19 protein-coding genes and 1 pseudogene are annotated in these 21368 nt (G+C 72.0%); 11 read left to right on the top strand and 9 right to left on the bottom strand.

The genetic code is table 11. The annotated features are described in order from the left end of the window. Positions 1 to 237: 237 nt before the first annotated feature. From ADL25_RS13385 to ADL25_RS13395, 3 genes are all read left to right on the top strand, one after another. Positions 238 to 1014, top strand: coding sequence for a putative protein N(5)-glutamine methyltransferase (locus tag ADL25_RS13385; protein ID WP_059127921.1), 777 nt, complete (start codon positions 238 to 240; stop codon positions 1012 to 1014). A gap of 115 nt (positions 1015 to 1129) precedes the next feature. After that, complete coding sequence (locus tag ADL25_RS13390) at positions 1130 to 3145, top strand: NADPH-dependent 2,4-dienoyl-CoA reductase (protein ID WP_059127922.1); 2016 nt, start codon at positions 1130 to 1132, stop codon at positions 3143 to 3145. Positions 3146 to 3174: 29 nt separating this feature from the next. Further along, complete coding sequence (locus tag ADL25_RS13395) at positions 3175 to 3738, top strand: PadR family transcriptional regulator (protein ID WP_059127923.1); 564 nt, start codon at positions 3175 to 3177, stop codon at positions 3736 to 3738. A 14-nt stretch (positions 3739 to 3752) separates the two neighbouring features. Here the strand turns inward: ADL25_RS13395 and ADL25_RS13400 are convergent, their stop codons facing one another. The 4 genes from ADL25_RS13400 to dhaK all read right to left on the bottom strand — a co-directional run bounded on the left by ADL25_RS13400 (position 3753) and on the right by dhaK (position 7052). After that, positions 3753 to 4721 (bottom strand): fibronectin type III domain-containing protein, encoded by a 969-nt coding sequence (locus ADL25_RS13400; RefSeq protein ID WP_059127924.1) that lies wholly within the window; start codon positions 4719 to 4721, stop codon positions 3753 to 3755. Between the two features lie 294 nt (positions 4722 to 5015). Next, a complete protein-coding gene (locus ADL25_RS13405) occupies positions 5016 to 5432 on the bottom strand; it encodes a PTS-dependent dihydroxyacetone kinase phosphotransferase subunit DhaM (RefSeq protein WP_059127925.1) in 417 nt (138 codons plus the stop codon). Continuing rightward, complete coding sequence (gene dhaL, locus ADL25_RS13410) at positions 5425 to 6024, bottom strand: dihydroxyacetone kinase subunit DhaL (RefSeq protein ID WP_059127926.1); 600 nt, start codon at positions 6022 to 6024, stop codon at positions 5425 to 5427. The genes ADL25_RS13405 and dhaL overlap by 8 nt, the downstream gene beginning before the upstream one ends. A gap of 35 nt (positions 6025 to 6059) precedes the next feature. After that, positions 6060 to 7052 carry a dihydroxyacetone kinase subunit DhaK gene (gene dhaK / locus ADL25_RS13415; protein WP_059127927.1) on the bottom strand — a complete coding sequence of 331 codons (993 nt, stop codon included), beginning with the start codon at positions 7050 to 7052 and terminating at the stop codon, positions 6060 to 6062. 235 nt (positions 7053 to 7287) lie between these two features. Here dhaK and ADL25_RS49725 point away from each other — a divergent pair, with 235 nt between their 5' ends. Both ADL25_RS49725 and ADL25_RS13425 read left to right on the top strand, forming a co-directional pair. Further along, on the top strand, positions 7288 to 7680 hold the full coding sequence (locus tag ADL25_RS49725; protein WP_063805628.1) for a hypothetical protein: 393 nt from the start codon (positions 7288 to 7290) through the stop codon (positions 7678 to 7680). 39 nt (positions 7681 to 7719) lie between these two features. Then, positions 7720 to 9075, top strand: a complete 1356-nt coding sequence (locus ADL25_RS13425) for an NAD(P)/FAD-dependent oxidoreductase (RefSeq protein WP_059127928.1) — start codon at positions 7720 to 7722, stop codon at positions 9073 to 9075. 71 nt (positions 9076 to 9146) lie between these two features. Here the strand turns inward: ADL25_RS13425 and ADL25_RS50455 are convergent. Next, positions 9147 to 9498 (bottom strand): annotated as a pseudogene (locus ADL25_RS50455) (DUF6479 family protein). A gap of 126 nt (positions 9499 to 9624) precedes the next feature. On the opposite strand from ADL25_RS50455, the gene ADL25_RS13430 reads away from it, so the two are divergent. Continuing rightward, positions 9625 to 10023, top strand: coding sequence for a hypothetical protein (locus tag ADL25_RS13430; RefSeq protein ID WP_059128184.1), 399 nt, complete (start codon positions 9625 to 9627; stop codon positions 10021 to 10023). A gap of 136 nt (positions 10024 to 10159) precedes the next feature. Then, positions 10160 to 11341, top strand: a complete 1182-nt coding sequence (locus tag ADL25_RS13435) for an acyl-CoA dehydrogenase family protein (protein ID WP_059127929.1) — start codon at positions 10160 to 10162, stop codon at positions 11339 to 11341. Positions 11342 to 11347: 6 nt separating this feature from the next. Here the strand turns inward: ADL25_RS13435 and ADL25_RS13440 are convergent, their stop codons facing one another. The 4 genes from ADL25_RS13440 to ADL25_RS13455 form a co-directional block, all read right to left on the bottom strand. After that, complete coding sequence (locus ADL25_RS13440) at positions 11348 to 12346, bottom strand: Gfo/Idh/MocA family protein (protein ID WP_059127930.1); 999 nt, start codon at positions 12344 to 12346, stop codon at positions 11348 to 11350. Further along, positions 12343 to 13368: a Gfo/Idh/MocA family oxidoreductase gene (locus tag ADL25_RS13445; RefSeq protein ID WP_059127931.1), complete on the bottom strand. Its 1026-nt coding sequence runs from the start codon at positions 13366 to 13368 to the stop codon at positions 12343 to 12345. The genes ADL25_RS13440 and ADL25_RS13445 overlap by 4 nt, the downstream gene beginning before the upstream one ends. Before the next feature lie 61 nt (positions 13369 to 13429). Further along, a complete protein-coding gene (locus ADL25_RS13450; RefSeq protein ID WP_059127932.1) occupies positions 13430 to 14191 on the bottom strand; it encodes an SDR family oxidoreductase in 762 nt (253 codons plus the stop codon). Positions 14192 to 14206: 15 nt separating this feature from the next. Next, on the bottom strand, positions 14207 to 15370 hold the full coding sequence (locus ADL25_RS13455) for a phytanoyl-CoA dioxygenase family protein (RefSeq protein ID WP_059127933.1): 1164 nt from the start codon (positions 15368 to 15370) through the stop codon (positions 14207 to 14209). 134 nt (positions 15371 to 15504) lie between these two features. Here ADL25_RS13455 and ADL25_RS13460 point away from each other — a divergent pair, with 134 nt between their 5' ends. The 4 genes from ADL25_RS13460 (at position 15505) to ADL25_RS13475 (ending at position 21336) form a co-directional block, all read left to right on the top strand. Beyond that, a complete protein-coding gene (locus ADL25_RS13460; RefSeq protein ID WP_059127934.1) occupies positions 15505 to 16542 on the top strand; it encodes a LacI family DNA-binding transcriptional regulator in 1038 nt (345 codons plus the stop codon). 79 nt (positions 16543 to 16621) lie between these two features. Further along, entirely contained in the window at positions 16622 to 17419 is a 798-nt protein-coding gene (locus ADL25_RS13465) for an oxygenase MpaB family protein (protein ID WP_079050349.1), read from the top strand. 59 nt (positions 17420 to 17478) lie between these two features. Then, positions 17479 to 19707, top strand: a complete 2229-nt coding sequence (locus ADL25_RS13470) for a serine/threonine-protein kinase (protein WP_059127936.1) — start codon at positions 17479 to 17481, stop codon at positions 19705 to 19707. A 57-nt stretch (positions 19708 to 19764) separates the two neighbouring features. Further along, the gene (locus tag ADL25_RS13475; RefSeq protein ID WP_059127937.1) at positions 19765 to 21336 is read left to right on the top strand and encodes a phytoene desaturase family protein; all 1572 of its coding nucleotides are present in this window, start codon (positions 19765 to 19767) and stop codon (positions 21334 to 21336) included. Positions 21337 to 21368 lie beyond the last annotated feature (32 nt).

Raw genomic sequence — 21368 nt, forward strand, 5'->3', positions numbered from 1 at the left:
CCGTACAACTTGAAGGTGCGGCCGAGGGAGCCGGCCCTCCCGGCGAGATCTTCGGCGCGCGGACCTCCTGCTAGGGTGAGCGCTCCGGCCGTGGATCGCCCCGGCCGTGCGTACCGAGGGAGGTGAGCCCCATTACCGCTGTGTCAGCTCGGGTGCTCTCCCCTCACGACGGCGTGGATCGGCGCCGGTAGATCACACGAGGGCGCCCTTCGGTCAACCGGAAGGCTTCTCGGCTCCATGCCATCGCTTTCACTCTCCGACGTCGTCTCCGCGCTGCGTACCGCCGGCTGTGTCTTCGCCGAGGACGAGGCGCAGCTGATCCTGTCCACCGCCCGTACGCCCGAAGAGGCCGCCGCCATGGTCGAGCGGCGCGTGGAGGGCCTGCCCCTGGAACAGGTCCTGGGCTGGGCCGACTTCCACGGTCTGCGCGTCACCGTGGAACCAGGGGTCTTCGTGCCCCGCCGGCGCACCGAGTTCCTCGTCTCCCGGGCGGTGGCCCTCGGGCGGCACGCCCGCGTCGTCGTGGATCTGTGCTGCGGCTCGGGCGCGGTGGGCGCCGCCCTCGCCGCGGCGCTCGACGGACCCGAACTGCACGCCGCCGACATCGATGCGGCCGCGGTGCGCTGCGCCCGCCGCAACGTCGCCGCGTACGGCGGCCGGGTGCACCAGGGCGACCTGTTCGCCGCCCTTCCCGAGGAACTGCGCGGCCGTGTCGACATCCTGGCGGCCAACGTCCCCTATGTGCCCACGGACGAGGTCCCCCTGCTGCCGTCCGAGGCCCGCGACCACGAGCCCCTGGCCGCCCTCGACGGCGGTCTCGACGGTCTGGACGTCCTGCGCCGGGTCACCGCCGAGGCGTGGCGATGGCTGGCCCCCGGCGGGCTTGTCCTGGTGGAGACGAGTGAACGCCAAGTGCCCGGTGCCTGCGAGGCGTTCACGCGTGGCGGTCTGGACGTCCGGCTGGCCGTCTCGGCGGAGCTGGGCGCCAACGTGCTGATCGGCACCCGCCGGTAGCGCGGGTGCGCGGCCGGGCCGGTGAAGGTCACATCCTCAGGGTTGTGCAACTAGTTGCACAACCGGGGCGCGGTCGTTTACAACGGATTCACCACACGCCGTACGGAGGGCCCCGATGAGCCGCTACCCGCATCTGCTGACCCCGCTCGACCTCGGCTTCACCACGCTGCCCAACCGTGTGCTGATGGGCTCGATGCACGTGGGCCTGGAGGAGGCCGAGCGCGGCTTCGAGCGTATGGCCGCGTTCTACGCCGCCCGGGCCCGCGGAGGCGTGGGGCTCATCGTCACCGGAGGCATCGCCCCCAACGAGGCCGGACGCCCCTACGAGGGCGGCGCCAAGCTCACCACCGAGGCGGAGGCCGAGCAGCACTCCGTCGTCACCGAGGCCGTGCACCGCGAGGGCGGCCGGATCGCGATGCAGCTCCTGCACTTCGGCCGGTACGCATACCACCAGGACCTCGTGGCGCCCAGCGCGCTCCAGGCCCCGATCAGCCCGTTCGTGCCGCACGCGCTGACCGGGGCCGAGGTGGAGCAGACGATCGAGGACTATGTGCGGGCCGCCCGTCTGGCCCGCCGGGCCGGGTACGACGGCGTCGAGATCATGGGCTCCGAGGGCTACCTCATCAACGAGTTCATCGCGGCCCACACCAACCGGCGCGAGGACGGCTGGGGCGGCTCGTACGAGAACCGGATGCGTTTCCCGGTCGAGATCGTGCGACGGGTCCGGGCGGCGGTCGGCGAGGACTTCATCATCGTCTACCGGCTGTCCATGCTGGACCTCGTGCCCGGCGGCTCGACGCTCGAAGAGGTCGTCACGCTCGCCAAGGCGGTGGAGGCCGCGGGGGCGACCATCATCAACACCGGCATCGGCTGGCACGAGGCGCGCATCCCGACCATCGCGACTTCGGTGCCGCGCGGCGCTTACACCTGGGTGACCAAGAAGGTCATGGGCGCCGTCTCCGTCCCGCTCGTGACGACCAACCGCATCAACACCCCCGAGCTGGCGGAACAGTTGCTCGCCGAGGGCCACGCCGACATGGTGTCCCTGGCCCGCCCGATGCTGGCCGACCCGGAGTTCGTCGCCAAGGCCGAGGCCGGGCGCCCCGAGACGATCAACACCTGCATCGGCTGCAACCAGGCCTGTCTCGACCACACCTTCAGCGGGCAGATCACCTCCTGCCTGGTCAACCCACGGGCCTGCCACGAGACCGAACTGGTCCTCTCCCCGACGCGGCTGCGCAAGAAGGTCGCGGTCGTCGGCGCGGGCCCCGCCGGACTCGCCTGTGCCGTCTCCGCCGCCGAGCGGGGGCACGACGTCACGCTCTACGACGCGGCCGACGACATCGGCGGTCAGCTGAACATCGCCCGCAAGGTCCCGGGCAAGCAGGAGTTCGACGAGACGATCCGCTACTTCCGTACCCAGCTCCGACAGCATGGCGTGGACGTCCGGCTGAACACCCGTGTCGCCGCGGGCGACCTCGCCGACCACGACGAGGTCGTCGTCGCGACCGGTGTCGTCCCGCGTACCCCCCAGATTCCCGGCATCGACCATCCCAGGGTGCTGGGCTACCTCGACGTGCTGCGCGACGGCGCCCGCGTGGGTGATCGGGTCGCCGTCCTCGGGGCCGGCGGCATCGGCTTCGACGTGGCCGAATACCTCACCGACGGCGGTGACAAGGCGAGCGAGGACCCGGCGACGTACTTCCGGCACTGGGGCGTCGACATGGACTACCGCGCCCCCGGGGGCCTGACCGCACCCGAGCGTCCCGCCCCGCCGCGCACCGTCCACCTCCTGCAGCGCAAGACCTCGAAGGTCGGCGCGGGACTCGGCAGGACCACCGGCTGGATCCACCGCACGGAGCTGAAGCACCGCGGCGTGACCATGGTGCCGGGCGTGACCTACGACCGGATCGACGACGCCGGTCTGCATCTCACGGTGGACGGCGAGAGCCGGCTCCTGGAGGTCGACACGATCGTCCTGTGCACCGGACAGGAGCCGCGCCGGGACCTGTACGAGGAACTGGTGGCCGCGGGCCGGACGCCGCACCTGATCGGCGGGGCCGACGTGGCGGCCGAGCTGGACGCCAAGCGTGCGATCAAGCAGGGCACCGAGCTGGCCGCGGCGTTCTAGGTCCCGAACGCCGTCCTTAGGATGGGTGCATGTCACTCCCGCACGCGATCCTGACCGCACTGCTGGAGAAGCCGTCGTCGGGACTCGAACTGACCCGGCGCTTCGATCGGTCGATCGGCTACTTCTGGTCGGCCACCCACCAGCAGATCTACCGTGAACTGGGACGGCTGGAGGGCGAGGGCCTCATCCGCGCCCTGCCCGCCGAGCAGCCGGCCCGCGGGCAGAAGAAGTCCTACGAGGTCCTGCCCGCGGGCCGCGCCGAGCTCGCCCGCTGGACCGCGGCGTCGCAGGACCCCAAGCCCCAGCGCGACGTGCTGCTGCTGCGGCTGCGGGCCGCCGCCGTCGTCGGCACCGAGGGCATCGAGGCGGACCTGCGCCGCCATCTCACCCTGCACCAGAAGCAGTTGGCCGAGTACCGGGAGATCGAGGAGCGGGACTTCGGGGCCGGCAAGGACTCGGTGCAGGACCGTCTTCAGTACCTTGTGCTGCGGGCGGGCATCGACCTGGAGACGTTCTGGATCCACTGGCTGACCCAAGCGCTCGAGGATTTCGGCACGCTGCCCGCCCAGGAAGGGCCGCCCGGGAGCGCCTGAGCCGGCGCGGGGACTCAACGGCCCGTCGTCACGGTCCGTTCCGCCGAGAGACCGCCCCAGGTGCCGTCCGGCAACTTCGCCTGGATCCGCACCCGGTGGGTGACCCCGGCGTCCCGGCCCACGTAGAAGCTGTAGGTGGCCGTCGAACGCGGGACCGTGCCGCCCCAGACGAGCGAGGTGGCGGGTTGCCCGTCGAGGTGTATCCGGTACTCGGTGACGACACCGTCCACGTCCGGCGCGACCCATGCGAGATCCAGGTAGTACGCCCCGTCGGCCCGGTGGGTGGTGGCTCGGAACCGGGTCGGCGCGGTCCCCTGCGCGTCGCCGGAACCATGCGGAGTGGTCAGCGCCACCGCAGGGCTCGCCGCCGAGAGGTTGTCGGCGGCGTCCCGGGCCCGGACGGTGAACGAGTAACGGGTTCCGGGCCGCAGACCGGTGACCACGGTCGCCGTCTGCCCGCCGCTCACACTGTGGATCTTCGAATCGCCCTGGTAGATGTCGTACGACGCCACGCCCCGGTCGTCCGTCGAGCGCGCCCAGGCCAGTTGTACCGCCCGGTTCCCCACGGTCTTTCCGGTCGGGTGCCCCGGGCGGGACGGGGCCCGTTCGTCGGCGGCGACGGCGGCAGGAGTGGTGGCGTGGACCTCCCGGCTCGCCGGACCGAGCGCGCCGTCGGTGCTCCGGGCCCGGACCGTGAAGACGTACGACGTCGAGGGCGCGAGCCGGACGACGTCCACCATGTGCTCGCCGGCCCGGACCTCCTTCACCTTGGCGCCGCTGCGGTACACCTCGTAGGAGGCGACGTCCGGACCGCCCTCCACCCGGTTCCACATCACGTGCACGCTGGTCGCGCTGCCCGCCACCGCGGTCACACCCATGGGAGCCGGGGGAACGCCTCCGCCGTCGTCGTGTCCGCCGCCCCAGGCGCAGGACGCCAGCAGCAGAACCGAACCGCAGATCACCGGCACGGGAGCGCGTCGCACGGGGTGCCTCCCCTCGACAGGATTGGTCTGTACCTGTATGCCATGGGTGACGTGGTCGCATCAAGAGGGAGGGGTGATGGTGACCGGCATACCGCCGAGCTACGTATGCTGGTGCCGGACTCGGTGTGAACTCGCTTTCTCGTCAAGGCAGTTCGGGTCGACGGCGCGGACCGCTGTCGTCGCAGATCCCGCGCCGGCGAATGCGGCCGAGCGGCCGGGCCCGATGGGCGCACCGGCCGCTCGGCCGCCCGGCGAGCGGGCCGTACCGGGCGGCTGCTGTTCCCCGGAGCGCCGTCACTCCTTGCGGTAGGTGTACGCCTCCGTTGCCGCCGCCTCCACCGCGGCCAGATCCGCGCCCGCAGACGCCGTGACCACGGCGGCGACGGCGCCCTCGACGAAGGGCGCGTCGATCAGCCGGGTGTTCTCCGGGAGTTCGTCGCCCTCCGCGAGCAGCGCCTTCACGGTCAGGACGGCGCTGCCCAGGTCCATGAGCACGGCGACCCCCGCGCCCCGGTCCACCGCGGCCGCCGCCGCGCTCACCAGCTCGGCGCTCGTACCGAGCCCACCGTCGGCCGTACCGCCCGCCGGGGCGACCGGCGCCGTCGTGCCGCCGCCGGTCAGCCCTCTGGCCAGGTCGGCGACCGACTCGGCGACGGCGGCACTGTGCGAGACGAGCACGATGCCCACCAGCTTCGCGGGGGCCTCACTCACCTGCGGCCTCCACGAGTGCGGCGATCAGCAGGGCCGACGAGGTGGCACCGGGGTCCTGGTGCCCGATGCTGCGCTCGCCCAGATAGCTGGCGCGGCCCTTGCGGGCCTGCAGCGGCGTCGTCGCGACCGCGCCCTCCTCGGCGGCGGCGCGCGCCGCCTCGAACGAGGTACCGAGGGCCTCCACCGCCGGCACCAGCGTGTCGACCATGGTCTTGTCGCCGGGTGCCGCACCCCCCAGTGCCATGAGCGCCTCCACACCCGCTCGCAGCGCCTGTGCCAACTGCTCCCGGCTGACCTCGGCAGCGTCCCCGAGGGTCTTGCCGGTGCGGCGCAGCAGAGTTCCGTAGAGCGGACCGGACGCGCCTCCGACCGTCGAGATGAGCTGCCGGCCCGCGAGTTGGAGGATCTCGCCGGGGGTGTCCGGCGACTCCTTCTCCAATGTGGCCGCGACCACGCGGAAGCCGCGTTGCAGGTTGCTGCCGTGGTCGGCGTCGCCGATGGGTGAGTCGAGCGCGGTGAGCCGTTCCGCCTCGCGGTCGACGGATGCGGCGGCCGCCGTCATCCAGCGGCGGAAGAAGTCGGCGTCGAGCACTGGATCTCCTTGCGTGGTAGGGACGTTGACCGCACTCACCTGCCCCAGCGCAGCGCCGCGGTGCTGACCGGAGCGTCCCACAGCCGCAGCAGCTCCTCGTCGACCTGGCACAGACTGACCGACGCGCCGGCCATGTCCAGGGACGTGACGTAGTTGCCGACCAGTGTGCGGGCCACCGGGACACCCCGCTCGGCGAGTACCCGCTGCACCTCCGCGTTGTACCCGTACAGCTCGAGAAGAGGCGTCCCGCCCATCCCGTTGACCAGGACCAGCACGGGGTTACGCGGCTGGAGGTCGTCAAGGACGGCGTTCACCGAGAAGTCGGCGATCTCACGGGAAGTCATCATCGGCCGCCGCTCACGCCCCGGCTCGCCGTGGATGCCGATGCCCAACTCCAGCTCACCCGGCGGGAGATCGAAGGTGGGGGTGCCCTTCGCCGGGGTGGTGCCCGCGCTGAGGGCGACACCGAAGCTGCGGGAGTTCTCGTTGACCTGCCGGGCGACGGCCTCCACACGCTCCAGGGGCTGCCCCTCGTCCGCCGCCGCGCCCGCGATCTTCTCCACGAAGAGAGTGCCCCCGGTGCCACGCCGGCCCGCGGTGTAGAGGCTGTCGGTGACGGCGACGTCCTCGTTCACCAGGACCTTCGCCACCTGGATGCCCTCGTCCTCGGCGAGCTCGGCCGCCATGTCGAAGTTCAGCACGTCACCGGTGTAGTTCTTGACGATCAGCAGCACGCCCGCGCCACTGTCCACGGCCGCCGCCGCGCGCACCATCTGGTCGGGCACCGGAGAGGTGAACACCTCGCCGGGACAGGCCGCCGACAGCATTCCCGGCCCGACGAAGCCGCCGTGCAGCGGCTCGTGCCCGGAGCCGCCGCCCGACACGATGGCCACCTGACCGGGGATCGGAGCGTCGCGGCGCACGATCACCCGGTTCTCCACGTCGACGATCAGCTCGGGATGCGCGGCCGCCATGCCCCGTAGCGCGTCCGCGACCACCGTTTCCGGGACGTTGATCAACATCTTCACGGGTACCTCCTGGTGAGCCTGGCAGTGGCCCCCGACCTGCTGATTCCTCGGTCGGAGTCGATGGTGGGTGCGGTTTCGGTCTCGGCGGTCCGTGGCGGCGGGCAGCGGCCCGCGGTGGTTGGGCGCCGGTCGGCGGCCGGCGCCACCGACAGGCCGTCAGGCAGGCGTTTCATTCGAATGGGCGGTGTCGACAGTGCACTGTTGGAAGTATCGGCGCTCGCGGCGCGATGGTCACGTGGGTGGACGTTCTTGGTCACACGCGTCCCGGTGCTTCGGCGCCGGGGGGTTCGCCCTGCGCCTGCCGCACACCGCGGTCGACGGGGGCCTCGGCACCCGCTTCTTCGGCATCACGCCGGAAGAACCGGTGGCGTTCCGGGCGGAGTTCGGGATTCCGGAGGCGTACGAACACAGCGGCCGAGCCACCCGCGGCCACCGCGCGCACGACCCGGCGTCGCAGAGCACCGCGGTCGCGCAGCACCGGCGCGACCCGGACGACTCCGTCCTGCGGCGCACCGGGCAGCATCGCCGACCACGGTCCGGTCCGGGCCGCGCGCTCGCGGCGGGCGGCCCGGACGGCGGTCGTGGGGCCCCGGCCGGTGCGGATGCGGTCGTGGGCCGTGTTCCCTAGCGTGGCAGGCGTCGACGTCTCCGTCTGGAGGGACCTGCCATGGCCGTGCCCCGGATCCTGATCGTCGGTGGCGGATTCGCCGGGATGGAGACCGCGCGCAAACTGGAGCACATCCTCAAGCCCGCGGAGGCTTCGCTGAGGCTCGTCACCCCCTACGACCACCAGCTCTATCTGCCCCTGCTGCCGCACGTCGCCGCCGGGATCCTCACCCCGCAGTCGGTCGCGGTCTCGTTGCGCCGGCTGCTGCGCCGCACGGTCATCGTGCCCGGCGGCGCCGTCGGCGTCGATCCCGGCGCCAAGGCCGTGGTGGTCAGGAAGATCAACGGCGAGATGACCGTCGAGCACTACGACTATCTGGTGCTGACCCCTGGCAGTGTGACCCGCCAGTTCGACATCCCGGGGGTGGACCGCCACGCGGTGGGCATGAAGACGCTGGCCGAGGCGGCCTGGGTGCGCGATCACGTCATCTCCCAGCTCGACCTCGCGGCGGCCAGTTCCGACCGTGCCGAGCGCGAGACACGACTGCAGTTCGTAGTGGTCGGCGGTGGCTACGCCGGTACCGAGACCGCGGCCTATCTGCACCACCTCACCGCGGCCGCCGTCAAGCGCTACCCGGGCCTCGACCCCTCGCTCATCAAATGGCACCTGATCGACATCGCGCCCAAGCTCATGCCCGAACTGGGCGACCGGCTCGGCGCCAAGGCGCTCACCGTGCTGCGGCGGCGGGGGCTGAACATCTCCCTGGGGGTCTCGGTCGCGAAAGCCACGGAGAACACCGTGACCTTCACCGACGGCCGCGAGCTGCCCTGCCACACCCTCATCTGGACGGCGGGGGTCGCCCCCAGCCCGCTGATCGCCACGCTGGACGCGGAGACCGACCGGGGGCGGCTGGTGGTCCGGCCTGATCTGCGCGTGCCCGGCCTCGACGGGGTGTTCGCGCTGGGCGACGCCGCCGCCGTGCCCGATCTCGCCAAGGACCACGGAGCACTCTGCCCGCCTACGGCCCAGCACGCCATGCGCCAGGGGTGGAACGCCGCGAAGAACGTCGCGGCGGCGCTGCACGGGATGCCGCTGAGTCCCTACCGGCACCGGGATCTGGGGCTGGTCGTGGACCTCGGGAGCGCGGATGCGGTGTCCAAGCCCCTCGGTGTCGATCTCACCGGCGTCCCCGCACAGGCCGTCGCACGCGGTTACCATCTCGCGGCACTGCGCACGGCTCCGGCCCGCCTGCGCACCCTGACGAACTGGACGCTCAACGCGCTGGCGGGCTACGACTTCGTCCGGACCGGTTTCCAGGCGGAGCGTCCCGCCACGCTCAAGGACTTCGAGCGGACCGACGCCTATCTCACGCCCGATCTGATCGCCTCGCACACGATGGGCACGGGGAAGCGCTGACGGGCGCCGCGCGGGTGCGGCTCGCGGCACGCCGGACGCGTGGCAGCCGTGCGGCCTCCCGGCCGAGGGCCTCACAGCGGCCGGCCGCCGCCGGTCCCGCTCCCGCCGAACGAGCCGTCCCAGCGACGGCGCCGTGCCGAGGGGCTCGGACGCGAGCCGAGGTTGCCGTGCGCCTTCTGCCTGTGGGGGGTCAGACGGCGACCCTTCCTCGGAATCTCCTCGGGTTCGCGGTTCTCCAGGACCGGGCCGCCCTCGGGAAGCCGCGGCTGTTCCTCGGGACGGGGCGGGGCGGGTTCGCGGCCGCGGATGCGCGCACCCAGCCAGAAGGCGCCGATCAGCCACCACGATCACGCCCGCCACGAACGGTCCGATCCGGAGCAGCGGGTCGCTGTCCGAGGCGGTCTCGAGCGATGCAGTAGTCATCCGGCGTGGGTGCCCCTGGGGCCGGTGACGAACCGGATCGCCCGGACCGCACGCGGGGACCGCCTCGTGGGCCGGTCGGGCGGTCCGGTGCGGGTCCGGCCGTTCCCCGGCCGCGCCGGGTTTGACATGCTCCGCCCCGGCTACCCGCATCCCGTGACGACGACATCCCAACAGGAGGTCTACCGCTTCCTGGAGGACCGCTTCGCATGCGCGCAGTCGTGCACCCAGTGCGCGCGGGTGTGCGCCCTGCGAGCGAGCCTCGCGGAACCGGACGGGACCCACGACCAGGAACTGCTGCGGCGCAAGGGCATCATGTGCGCGGAGGTGTGCGACGCCACCTGCCGGGTGCTCTCCGAGCAGGAGCGGCAGGACGAGAACGCCGTCCGCGGTCAGGTGGAGTGGTGCCGGCTTGCCTGTCTGGAGTGCGCGCACGTGTTCGATATGGACCCCGGCGGCGCGGAGGCCGCCCGTGCGTGCCGCGCCTGCGCCCGGGCCTGCAGTGATTTCCTCCGGACCCTGAGCTGACGGATCCGGCGACGGCTCCTGCACCGACCGCCCGGCGCACGGCCGGCGGTCCTCCCCGTTCATCGCCATTCCCAATTTCTGAAACACGTTCTACGGCGTGCGCCGTCAGGACCGGCTTGGGGAACCTGGAGGCGCCGTGCATCTCGACTACACGCCCGAGCAGCAGCGGTTGCGCACCGAACTGCGCGGCTACTTCGCCCGGCTGGTGCCGGACAACGCCTACGCCCGGTACGCCGATCCCGCGACCCAGAAGCGCTTCTACCGCGACACCATCCGCCGCCTGGGCACCGACGGCTGGGTCGGCGTGGGCTGGCCGGAGGAGTACGGGGGGCGCGGGCTGACGCCGATGGAGCAGTTCATCTTCTTCGACGAGGCGGCCCAGGCGGGCGTCCCGCTGCCGTTGATGGCCCTCAACACCGTCGGGCCGACGATCATGCGGTTCGGCACGGAACAGCAGAAGACGTTCTTCCTGCCGAAGATCCTCTCCGGTGAGATCGACTTCGCGATCGGCTACAGCGAGCCGGACGCGGGCACCGACCTGGCGTCCCTGAAGACGCGCGCGGTACGCGACGGCGAGGGGAACTACGTCGTCGACGGGCAGAAGATCTGGACCACCAACGGCGACACCGCCGACTGGGTGTGGCTCGCCGTGCGCACGGATCCCGGTGCCCCTTTGCACAAGGGCATCACCATGCTCCTGGTGCCGACCTCCGACCCCGGCTACTCCTGCACGCTCATCCGCACGCTGGCCTCGCACGACACCACCGCGAGCTACTACGAGAACGTCCGGGTCCCGCTCTCCCACCGCGTCGGCGAGGAGAACGAGGGCTGGCGGCTGATCACCAACCAGCTCAACCACGAGCGCGTCACCCTCGCCGCGCACGGCACCATGGCGATCCGCGCCCTGCACGACGTGCAGCGCTGGGCCATGGAGACCAAGCTCGCCGACGGACGCCGCGTGATCGATCTGTCCTGGGTCAGGCGCCACCTCGCCCGGACGCACACGAAACTGGACGCGCTGAAGCTCCTCAACTGGCGGATGGTGAACTCAGTCCAGGAAGGCACGCTCACCCCCCAGGACGCCTCGGCCGTCAAGGTCTACGGCTCCGAGGCCCGCCGCGACGCCTACGCCTGGCTCATGGAGATCGTGGCCGCCGCGGGAGGGCTGAAGGAGGGATCGGCCGGCGCCGTGCTCCACGGCGAGCTGGAGCGCGGCTACCGTTCGGCCGTGATCTTCACCTTCCGCGGTGGCAACAACGAGATCCAGCGCGAGATCATCTCCTGGATCGGCCTGGGGATGCCGAGGGTGCGCAGGTGACGCCGGTCAGCTGCGCGGCCGGGGTGCGAATCCCGCCTTCTCGTAGCACTCGTCGATGAGCCGCATCGTCGCGAGCGCGTCCTCCGCGTCGATCGGCAGCGGCTCCCCGTGCCGTACACGGGCGGCGAAGGCGTCGATCTCGTAGGCGTACGAGGACCTGCGGCCCAGTTCCTCCGTGCGCTCGCCGGCCTCCGTGCGCACCACGACCCGGTCGTCCTGGTGCGGCAGCACGAAGTCGACGGCGACTGCCTCACCCCGGGTGCCGACCACCCGGCAGGTCGCCTGCCAGGCGTCCTCCACCATGGAACAGCGCGCGGAACCGGTGACGCCGCCGGGGAACTCGAGGTCCGCGTCCAGCCATGCGTCGACCCCGGGAGCGCCGCTGCGGTCCCCGCCACGCGCCGAGACGAGCCGGGGAGCCCCGCCCGCCCACGGCGCGAACATCCGCTGCGCGTGCAGTCCGTAACAACCCAGGTCCATCATGGCGCCGCCCGCCAGGGGCAACGACCAGCGCACGTCGTCGTCCGGCGGGGGAGTCATCGCCACGACGGTCTCCACATGCCGCAGCTCACCGAGTTCACCGGAGGCCAGCAGTGTGTGCAACCGCTGGTTGACCGGGTGGAAGAGGTAGTGGAAGGCCTCCATGAAGACGGTGCCCGCCTTCGCGGCCGCCTCCCGGACCTCGGCCGCCTCCTCGGCGTTGCTCGCGGACGGCTTCTCGCTCAGCACATGCTTGCCCGCGCGCAGCGCCGCGAGGTTCCACGGGCCGTGCAGACCGTTGGGGAGCGGGTTGTAGACGACCTCGACCTCCGGGTCGCTGACGAGATCGGCGTAGGAGTCCACGACCCGCTCCACGCCGTGGGCGTCGGCGAAGGCCCGCGCCCGGTCCCGGTCGCGGGCGGCGACCGCCACCAGACGGTGGCCGCCCTCGCGGGCCGGGGAGACGAGAGCCCGTTCACTGATCCGGGCCGCGCCCAGGATCCCGATCCGCAGCGGCTCGCTCATCCCTCGTCCACCTCATCCATGCCGTGCCGAACCTCGTCCATCCGCACCGGGCGGTGCTCCGCCAGCGAGAGCGCGCAGGCCTCGGCGATCCAGCTGGCCTCGATGGCGTCGGCAACGGTACACGGCGACGGGGTGCGCCCCGCCACGACCTCCGTGAAGGCGGTGAGTTCGGCACGGTAGGCGTCCGCGAAGCGGTCCATGAAGAAGTGGTGCGGGGTACCGGCCGGGAACCTCGCGCCGGGTTCCACGGACCGCAACGGCAGCTTGTCCTCCAGGCCCACGGCGATGCTGTCCTTCATACCGTGCAGTTCCAGGCGGACGTCGTAACCGCGCGCGTTGTGCCGGGAGTTGGAGACCACGGCCAGTGTGCCGTCGTCCAGGGTCAGGATCGCCGAGGCGGTGTCGACATCGCCGGCGGCCGCGATGTACGCGGCACCGCGGTTGCCGCCGGCCGCGTACACCTCGGCGACCTCCCGTCCGGTCACCCAGCGCACGATGTCGAAGTCGTGCACGGAGCAGTCGCGGAAGATGCCACCGGAGACGGCGATGTACGCCTCCGGCGGCGGCGCCGGGTCCAAGGTGGTGGAGCGCACGGTGTGCAGTCTGCCGAGTTCGTCGGCGAGGGCCGCCTTGCGCGCCGCGACACAGCCCGCGTCGAAGCGCCGGTTGTAGCCGATGTGCACCTCGACGCCGCTGTCCCTGACCGCGCGCAGCACGGTCAGGGACTCCTCGACGGTCTTCGCCACGGGCTTCTCGCAGAAGACGGGGACGCCCGCCTCGACCGCGGCGAGGATCAGGGACGGGTGCGCGTCCGTGGCGGCGGCGATCACGACACCGTCGACACCGGCGGCCAGGAGTGCCTGGGGCGAGTCGACCACCGTCGCCCCGAAGCGCTCCGCCGCCGAGGCGGTGGCCGCAGCCACGGGGTCGGTGACCACCAGTGACTCCACCGCGTCGAGTCCGGCGAGGGTGGCGGCGTGGAAGGCGCCGATGCGGCCGAGGCCCAGGATGCCGATACGCATGAGATGTTGCTCCGATCGATCGTGGAAAGCGGTGCGTGAAGCGGTTCGTGCGGTGGCGTCGTCAGCCGAGTCCACCGAGGACGATCTGGTCCCAGTCGATCACCGAACCGGTCACCACACCGCTGCGGTCGGACAGCAGGAAGACGACGAAGTCGGCGATCTCGTCGACCTGGCCCAGCTTGCCCATCGGCTGCGACTCGGCCGCCTTGCGGCGCCAGTCGTCGCCGGCGCCGTGGAAGGCGCGCTGGACGGCGTCCTCGCCCTCGGTGTCCGTCCAGCCGATGTTGAGCCCGTTGATCCGGATCCGGTCCCAGCGGTGCGCATGGGCGGCGTTGCGGGTCAGACCGGCGAGTCCGGCCTTGGCGGCGACGTAGGGAGCGAGGAAGGGCTGCCCGCCGTGGGCCGAGGAGGTGATGATGTTGACGATGGTGCCGGGTGCCTCGCGCGCCACCATGTCCCGCACGGCCGCCTGCATCGCGAAGAACGGCGCCCGGAGGTTGATCGCGATGTGCGCGTCGAACAGCTCCGGTGTGGTGTCCAGCAGTGTGCCGCGCGAGGTCAGTCCCGCAGCGTTCACGAGGCAGTCGATCCGGCCGTGACGCGCCACGGCCTCCTCCACGCCGCGGCCGGCCTGTGCCGGGTCGGCGAGATCCGCCTGCACGAAGGTGGCGCCCGACTCGGCCGCGAGTTTCTCGCCCATCTCGGCCCGCCGCCCGCTGAGGACGACGCTCGCGCCCTCGCGTACGGCGGCCCGGACGATGCCGGCGCCGACCCCCTGGCTCCCGCCGTTGACGAGGACGACCTTCTGTTCCAGAAGTCCCATGCTCGCTGTGTCCTTTCAGATCAGGCGGCGTTCGGCGCCGGCCCGAAGTTCCTGGGCGAGCCGCTCGGGGCTCCAGCCCTGCGACAGGGCCCGCGAAACGGTGTCCGCCTGGGACGGCGGCGCCAGCCCGTCGACCGGCGGGTCCAGGTCGAGATTCGTGGGGAAGGGGTAGCCCTCGGCGCAGGCGGCGACCACCCGGCGCAGCCAGTCCTCGCCGACCCCCTCGCCCTTGCGCCGCAGCAGCACCGGGTAGACCGAGTTGGACACCGTCTCGCGGTCGACCGTCTCCATGGCGCGGCCGAAGGCGGAGGAGATCTGCAGCAGGTTCGCCATGCGCCTGATGTCCGTGGACCGGTTGTGTCCTGCGGCGTGGAAGAGGGCGGGGTTGAAGAACGCCGCGTCACCCTTCTCCAGAGGCAGCTGGACATGGTGCTCGGCGAAGTACGCGACGAACTCGGGCCTGCGCCAGGCCAGATAGCCCGGTCCGAATTTCTGCGAGTGCGGCAGGTACAGCGTCGGGCCGGACTCCACGGGCATGTCGCAGTGCGCCACCGCGCCCTGGAGGGTCAGCACGGGCGAGAGGCGGTGGACATGCGCCGGGTAGCGGGCGGCCCGGTCCTGAGTGAGGAATCCGAGGTGGTAGTCGCGGTGCACACTCTGCGCGGCGCCGCCCGGGTTGACCTGGTTGATTTGCGAGGTGAGCTGGTAGCCGGGACCGAGCCAGGCCTCGGCGACCAGCGCCAGCATGTCGTTGGCGTAGTAGTCGGCGAACGTCTCGGGGTCGCGGGCGGCCATCTTGTCGAGCGCGTTCCACACCCGGTCGTTGGCGCCGGGCCGGGCGAAGTGGTCGCCGCGGGCACCGCCCGCCGCCCGCTCCTGCTCGATGACCGCGTTGAAGACGGCGCTCGCCCGGTCCACCACGGTGAGATCGGGGAACGCCCGCTTGAGCACCACGATGCCGGGCCCGTCCATGAGGGCACGCACCCATTCGCTCTGCACGCCCCTCGGGTCGGCGGCCCTCAGCCGGTCGCTGTCGTAGAGCAGGACGTCCTGCTCGACCCCCTCGGCGAGCGGATAGTCACCCGGATCGGTGCGCCGGTCGACCAGGGCGCGGAAGGCGTCGAGGTCGCAGTCCTGCTCCCCGAACCAGGTTCCCGGCCCCATGGCGGTGAGAGACATCGCAAGGTCCTTTCGCCGTGCCGTCGTCTCCGCCAGTCTTGTGAACCCGAGCCCGTCATTCAATGAGCAGAAACCCATCAAAAAACCATCATCAGCCATCCGCACCAGCCGTCGTCGACCCCCGGGACGCAGCCATGGGACACCCGTACACGATCCGTGAGATCGCACGTCAGGCCGGACTGAGCCAGGCCACCGTCGACCGTGTCCTCAATCGTCGGGGCGGGGTCCGGGAGAGCACGGTGCGCGAGGTGCATCAGGCGATCGAGGACCTGGACCGGCAGCGGACACAGGTCCGTATCGGTGGACGTGCCTTCATGATCGACATCGTGATGCAGACCCCGGCACGGTTCTCGTCGGCGATCCGCGACGCGCTGGAGGCCGAACTGCCCTCCCTCCAGCCCGCCCTCGTCCGCTCGCGTTTCCACTTCCGTGAGACCTGTCCGCCCGCGGAGCTGATCGGCATCCTGGAGCGCATCGCCCGGCGAGGCACCCAGGGTGTGATCCTGAAGGCCCCGGACCTGCCGGAGATCACCGCCGCCGTGGGCAGGCTGGTCGCGGCCGGGATACCCGTGGTCACCCTTGTGACGGACCTTCCCGGCAGTGCGCGCCACGCCTATGTCGGCATCGACAACAGGGCCGCGGGGGCCACCGCCGCCTATCTCCTCGACCAGTGGCTCGGCGAGCGGGCCGGGCATGCGCTCGTCACCATCAGCCGGGGCTTCTTCCGCGGTGAGGAGGAGCGCGAGATGGGATTCCGCGCCGCGCTGCGGGTGTCGCGGCCCGGGTGTGCGCTGGTCGAGGTCACGGACAGCGACGGGCTGGACGCCACCCAGCACGACCTCGTGCTGAGCGCGCTGAAGCGGGATCCCGCGATCAACGCCGTCTACTCCGTCGGCGGCGGGAACGCCGCGACCGTCGAGGCCTTCGACGCGCTCGGCCGCGACCTCGCCGTCTTCGTCGCGCACGACCTGGACCGCGACAACACGCGGCTGCTGGGCGAGCGCCGTATCTCCGCCGTGCTCCACCACGACCTGCGCCAGGACATGCGCCGCGCCTGCCAGACGGTGATGCGGGCGCACGGAGCGCTGCCGGAGGAAGGCCCTCACCTCCCGTCGCCCATCCAGGTGGTCACCCCCTTCAACCTGCCGCCCGACGCGGCCGCGGAGGGTTGAGGAGCCGGCCGGGCGCGGTCACACTGACGACGTGGACGCGGATCCGGGGTTCTTCGGGCCCTCCTCGGTGACCTGGCAGATGCACGGCGACCCCATGATGTGGGTGGCGGGCATTCGAGCGCTCTACCTCCAGGCCCTGCACCCGCCGACCGTGCGCGGGGTCATGCAGAACTCCGACTTCCGGCGCGACGCCTGGGGCAGGCTGATGCGCACGGCCAACTTCGTGGGGACGACGACCTACGGCACCACACAGGCCGCGGAGCGGGCGGCCACGCGGGTGCGGAAGATCCACGCCATGCTGGGGGCGACGGATCCGGACACGGGCCGGCGCTACGGGGTCGGCGAACCCGAACTGCTGCTGTGGGTGCACTGCGCGGAGATCGACTCCTATCTGCACGTCCTGCGTCGCTCGGGCTTCCGGCTCACCGACGCGCAGGCCGACCGCTACGTCCGCGAGAACCGGGTCGCCGCCGGTCTTGTGGGACTGGATCCGCAGGAGGCCCCGGCCGACCGGGGCGAGCTGGCCGCGTACTTCGAGAAGGTGCGGCCCGAGCTCGCCGCCGGACCCGAGGCGCACGAGGTGGACGACTTCCTGCGCCGCCCGCCCGTCCACCCCGTGCTCCGACCGGCGCGCGCCCTGTTGTGGCGGCGTGTGGCCGATCTGGCGTACGCCTCCCTGCCCCCGTACGCCCACGAGTTGTACGGCAGGCCGGCCCCCGGACCCACCACGGTGACCCGGCGTCTGCGCCTCACCGGCACCCTGCTCCGCTGCATTCCCGCACGTCTGCGCTGGCAACTGCCTCCCAAACACATCCTCCGCGCGATGGCCAGACTCGGCCCGGGCGCACGTCCTGCGCCGTACAAAGTCGGCAGATAACTCGCCATACTGGACGGGCCAGGGGAGGGGCGGGGCCGGGACGGGGGCGATCTCAGGCGATGGCGGAGACCAGGCTGATCCAGGGCCGGTATCGGCTGCTCGAGTTGATCGGGCGCGGCGGAATGGGCGAGGTGTGGCGCGCGAGGGACGAATCCCTCGGCAGAAAGGTCGCGGTGAAGTGTCTCAAGCCGATCGGCCCGGACCAGGACCATTCCTTCACGGGGGTCCTGCGGGAGCGGTTCCGGCGCGAGGCGCGCGTCGCCGCCGGACTCCAGCATCCCGGGGTGACCGTGGTGCACGACTTCGGCGAGTCCGGCGATGTGCTGTACCTGGTCATGGAGCTGCTTCAGGGGCGCAATCTCAGCCAGCTTCTGGAGGACAACAAGCACCATCCGCTGCCGCTGGCCGACATCGTCGACATCGCCGAACAGGTCGCGTCGGCGCTCGCCTACACCCATCGCCAGGGCATCGTGCACCGTGATCTGAAGCCGGCCAACATCGTGCGGACGGGCGACGGCACGGTGAAGATCTGCGATTTCGGCATCGCCCGCCTCGGCCACGACATCGGCTTCACCACACGGCTCACGGGCACGGGCATCGCGATGGGCACCCCGCACTACATGTCACCGGAGCAGATCGGCGGGGAACCGGTGGACCAGCGCAGCGACCTGTACTCGCTGGGGTGCGTGCTGTACGAGATCGCCACCGGCGTACCGCCGTTCGACCGCGACGACGCGTGGGCCGTTCTCGTCGGACACCGCGACACCGTGCCGGAGCCGCCGCGCAGTCACCGCGCCGATCTGCCGGAGTACCTGGAGCGCATCGTCCTCGACCTGCTCGCCAAGAGCCCCGACGAGCGTCCGCGGGACGCGCACGAGCTGGCGCGGCGGATCGGCGCGGGCCGCACCCGGTCCGCCTACGTGCCCACGGTCGTCTCGCCCGCACCCGTCGTCCGCTCCTCCTCCCGCGAGCCCCGGCCGCCGTCCTGGACCCGGGGCATGACCACCGGTCACAAGGCCGCGGGCACCGGGCTGCGCACCACCCCGCCCGACGGCCCGGCCGGTCTCACCGACGAGTGGGTCGCCCGTCCCGGCACGGGCCGTCCGGCCGGGCCGGCATGTACGGAACGGCCCACTCCGCCACCGGAGACGGTGAGTGCCCTGGCCGGCCGGCACAACACGGGGCTGAGTCTCGGCGGGCTCGGCCGCTGGACCGAGGCCGGTCAGGTGCACCGCGAGGTCGCCGCCGAGCGCGAGCATCTTCTCGGCCCGGACCATCCCGACACCCTGGCCAGCCGCTACGAGGTCGGCTTCACACTCAGCCGCACCGGCCGCCCCGCCGACGCCCTGCGGGAGTACACCCACGTCGCCCGGGCCAGGGAGCGGGTGCTCGGCCCCGACCACCCGGACACCCTGGCGGCACGCCAGGAGATGGCCTACGTCCTCGGACAGCTGGGCCGGCCCTTCGAGGCGCATCAGGTGTACACGTCGGTGCTGGCCGCCCGGGAGCGCACCATGGGACCGGACCACCCCGACACCCTGCGCTGCCGCCACAACATCGCCTTCAACCTCAGCCGGCTGGGGCGTCTGGAGGACTCGTACCGGACGGCGTACGAGGTGGCGGAGGCCCGGGCCCGGGTGCTCGGCGCCGCACACCCCGACACGCTCGTCACCCGGTACGAGGTCGCTTACGTGCTGGGCCAGTTGGGCCGCTGGGGCGAGGCTCTGCAGACGTACCGGGACGTGGCCGGGGAACGGGCCGCGGCGCTGGGCCCCGACCATCCGGACACCCTCGCCGCCCGCCACGAGATCGGCATCAGCCTCGGCCGGCTCGGACGCAGCGCGCAGGCCCTCGCGCTCTACCGCGAACTGGTCGACGACCGCACCCGTGTCCAGGGCCCTTCGCACCCCGAGACCCTCCGCGCGCGGCACGGCCTGGGCGTCAACCTGGGCCGCCTCGGCCGCTGGGAGGAGGCCCTCGCCGAGGCACGCGACGTGGCCCTACTGCGCGAGCAGGCACTGGGCCCCGACCACCCGGACGCCCTGGTGAGCCGACGCGAGGTGGCCGTCGGACTGGGCTGGCTCGGCCGCTGGGCCGACGCCCTGAGCGAGTACCGGCGGGTGGCGGCCGCCCGGGAGCGGGTTCTCGGCCCCGACCACGCCGACACCCTCGCCAGCCGCAACGACGAGGCCCACTGCCTCGAGCAGCTGGGCCGGGGCCAGGAGGCGGTGGAGCTGTACCGGAGAGTGGCGGTGTCACGGCAACAGAGTGCGGCGGCCGGACCCTGAGACGGCGCGGTCGGCCCGCCTCTGGCCGATCCGGATCATGGCGTGTTACGAAGGGGCATGCCTGCACACGAGGAATACGACGCCGTGATCGTCGGCGGGGGCCACAACGGACTGGTGGCAGCCGCCTATCTGGCCCGGGCCGGGCGGTCCGTGCTGGTCCTGGAGCGGCTGGAGCGCACCGGGGGAGCCGCGGTCTCCACGCGGCCGTTCGCCGGAGTGGACGCACGGCTGTCGCGCTACTCGTACCTGGTCAGCCTGCTGCCCCGGAAGATCGTGCAGGACCTGGAGCTCGATTTCCGGGTGCGGGCGCGGACCGTGTCCTCGTACACGCCCGTCGAGCGCGACGGCCGGCCCACCGGACTCCTGGTCGGCGGCGGCGAACGACGGACCCGGGAGGCGTTCGCCCGGCTGACCGGGTCCGAGCGCGAGTACGAGTCCTGGCAGCGCTTCTACGCGATGACCGGGCGGGTCGCCGAAAGGGTCTTCCCCACGCTCACCGAGCCCCTGCCCACCCGGGACGACCTGCGCCGCCGCATCGACGACGAGGAGGCGTGGCGGGCGCTGTTCGAGGAGCCGATCGGCGCCGCTGTCGAGGCGAACTTCGCCGACGACCTGGTACGTGGTGTCGTGCTCACCGATGCGCTCATCGGCACCTTCGCCGACGCCCACGACGCCTCGCTGCGGCAGAACCGCTGCTTCCTCTACCACGTCATCGGCGGCGGCACCGGCGACTGGGATGTCCCGGTCGGAGGCATGGGTGCGCTCACCGACGCACTCGCGGCGGCCGCGCGTGCCGCCGGCGCCGTGATCGCCACCGGGCGCGAGGCGGTGCGCATCGAGACCGACGGGCGCGCCGCCGAGGTCAGCTACCGGAGCGAGGATGCGGAGGGCACCGTGTCCGCCCGCCACGTCCTGGTCAACGCCTCACCGCAGGAACTGGCCAGGCTCACGGGTGACACTCCGCCCGCCCCGGCCGAGGGCGCACAGCTCAAGGTGAACATGCTGCTCACCAGGCTGCCCGCGCTGCGCGACACCGGCGTCGACCCGCGTGAGGCCTTCTCCGGCACCTTCCACATCGCCGAGGGGTACGGGCAACTGGCCGCCGCCCATGCCCAGGCGGCCGCGGGCGCACTGCCCTCGGCGCCGCCCTCGGAGATCTACTGCCACTCCCTCACCGATCCGACCATTCTCGGACCCGACCTCGTCGAGCGCGGCTACCAGACCCTGACCCTCTTCGGTCTGCACACGCCCGCGCGGCTCTTCGAAGGCGACAACGACGGTGTGCGCGACGAATTGCTTAAGTCGACGCTGGCGCAACTCGACGCCCACCTCGCCGAGCCCCTCGAGGACTGTCTGGCCCTGGACGCGGACGGCCGTCCCTGCATCGAGGCGAAGACCCCGCTCGACCTGGAGCGCGATCTGCGCCTGCCCGGCGGCAACATCTTCCACCGTGAACTGGCCTGGCCGTACGCACAGGAGGGCACGGGCCGCTGGGGCGTGGAGACCCCGCACGCGAACGTCCTGCTGTGCGGCGCCGGAGCGGTACGGGGCGGCGGGGTGAGCGGGGTGCCGGGGCACAACGCGGCGATGGCGGTCCTCGAAGCGGCGGAGAGCACCTCGGCACCGTGACCGGGCGGCGGACGCCCGCTCCCGCACGCCCC

The organism is Streptomyces sp. NRRL F-5122 (assembly GCF_001507435.1).
Lineage (GTDB): Bacteria > Actinomycetota > Actinomycetes > Streptomycetales > Streptomycetaceae > Streptomyces > Streptomyces lannensis.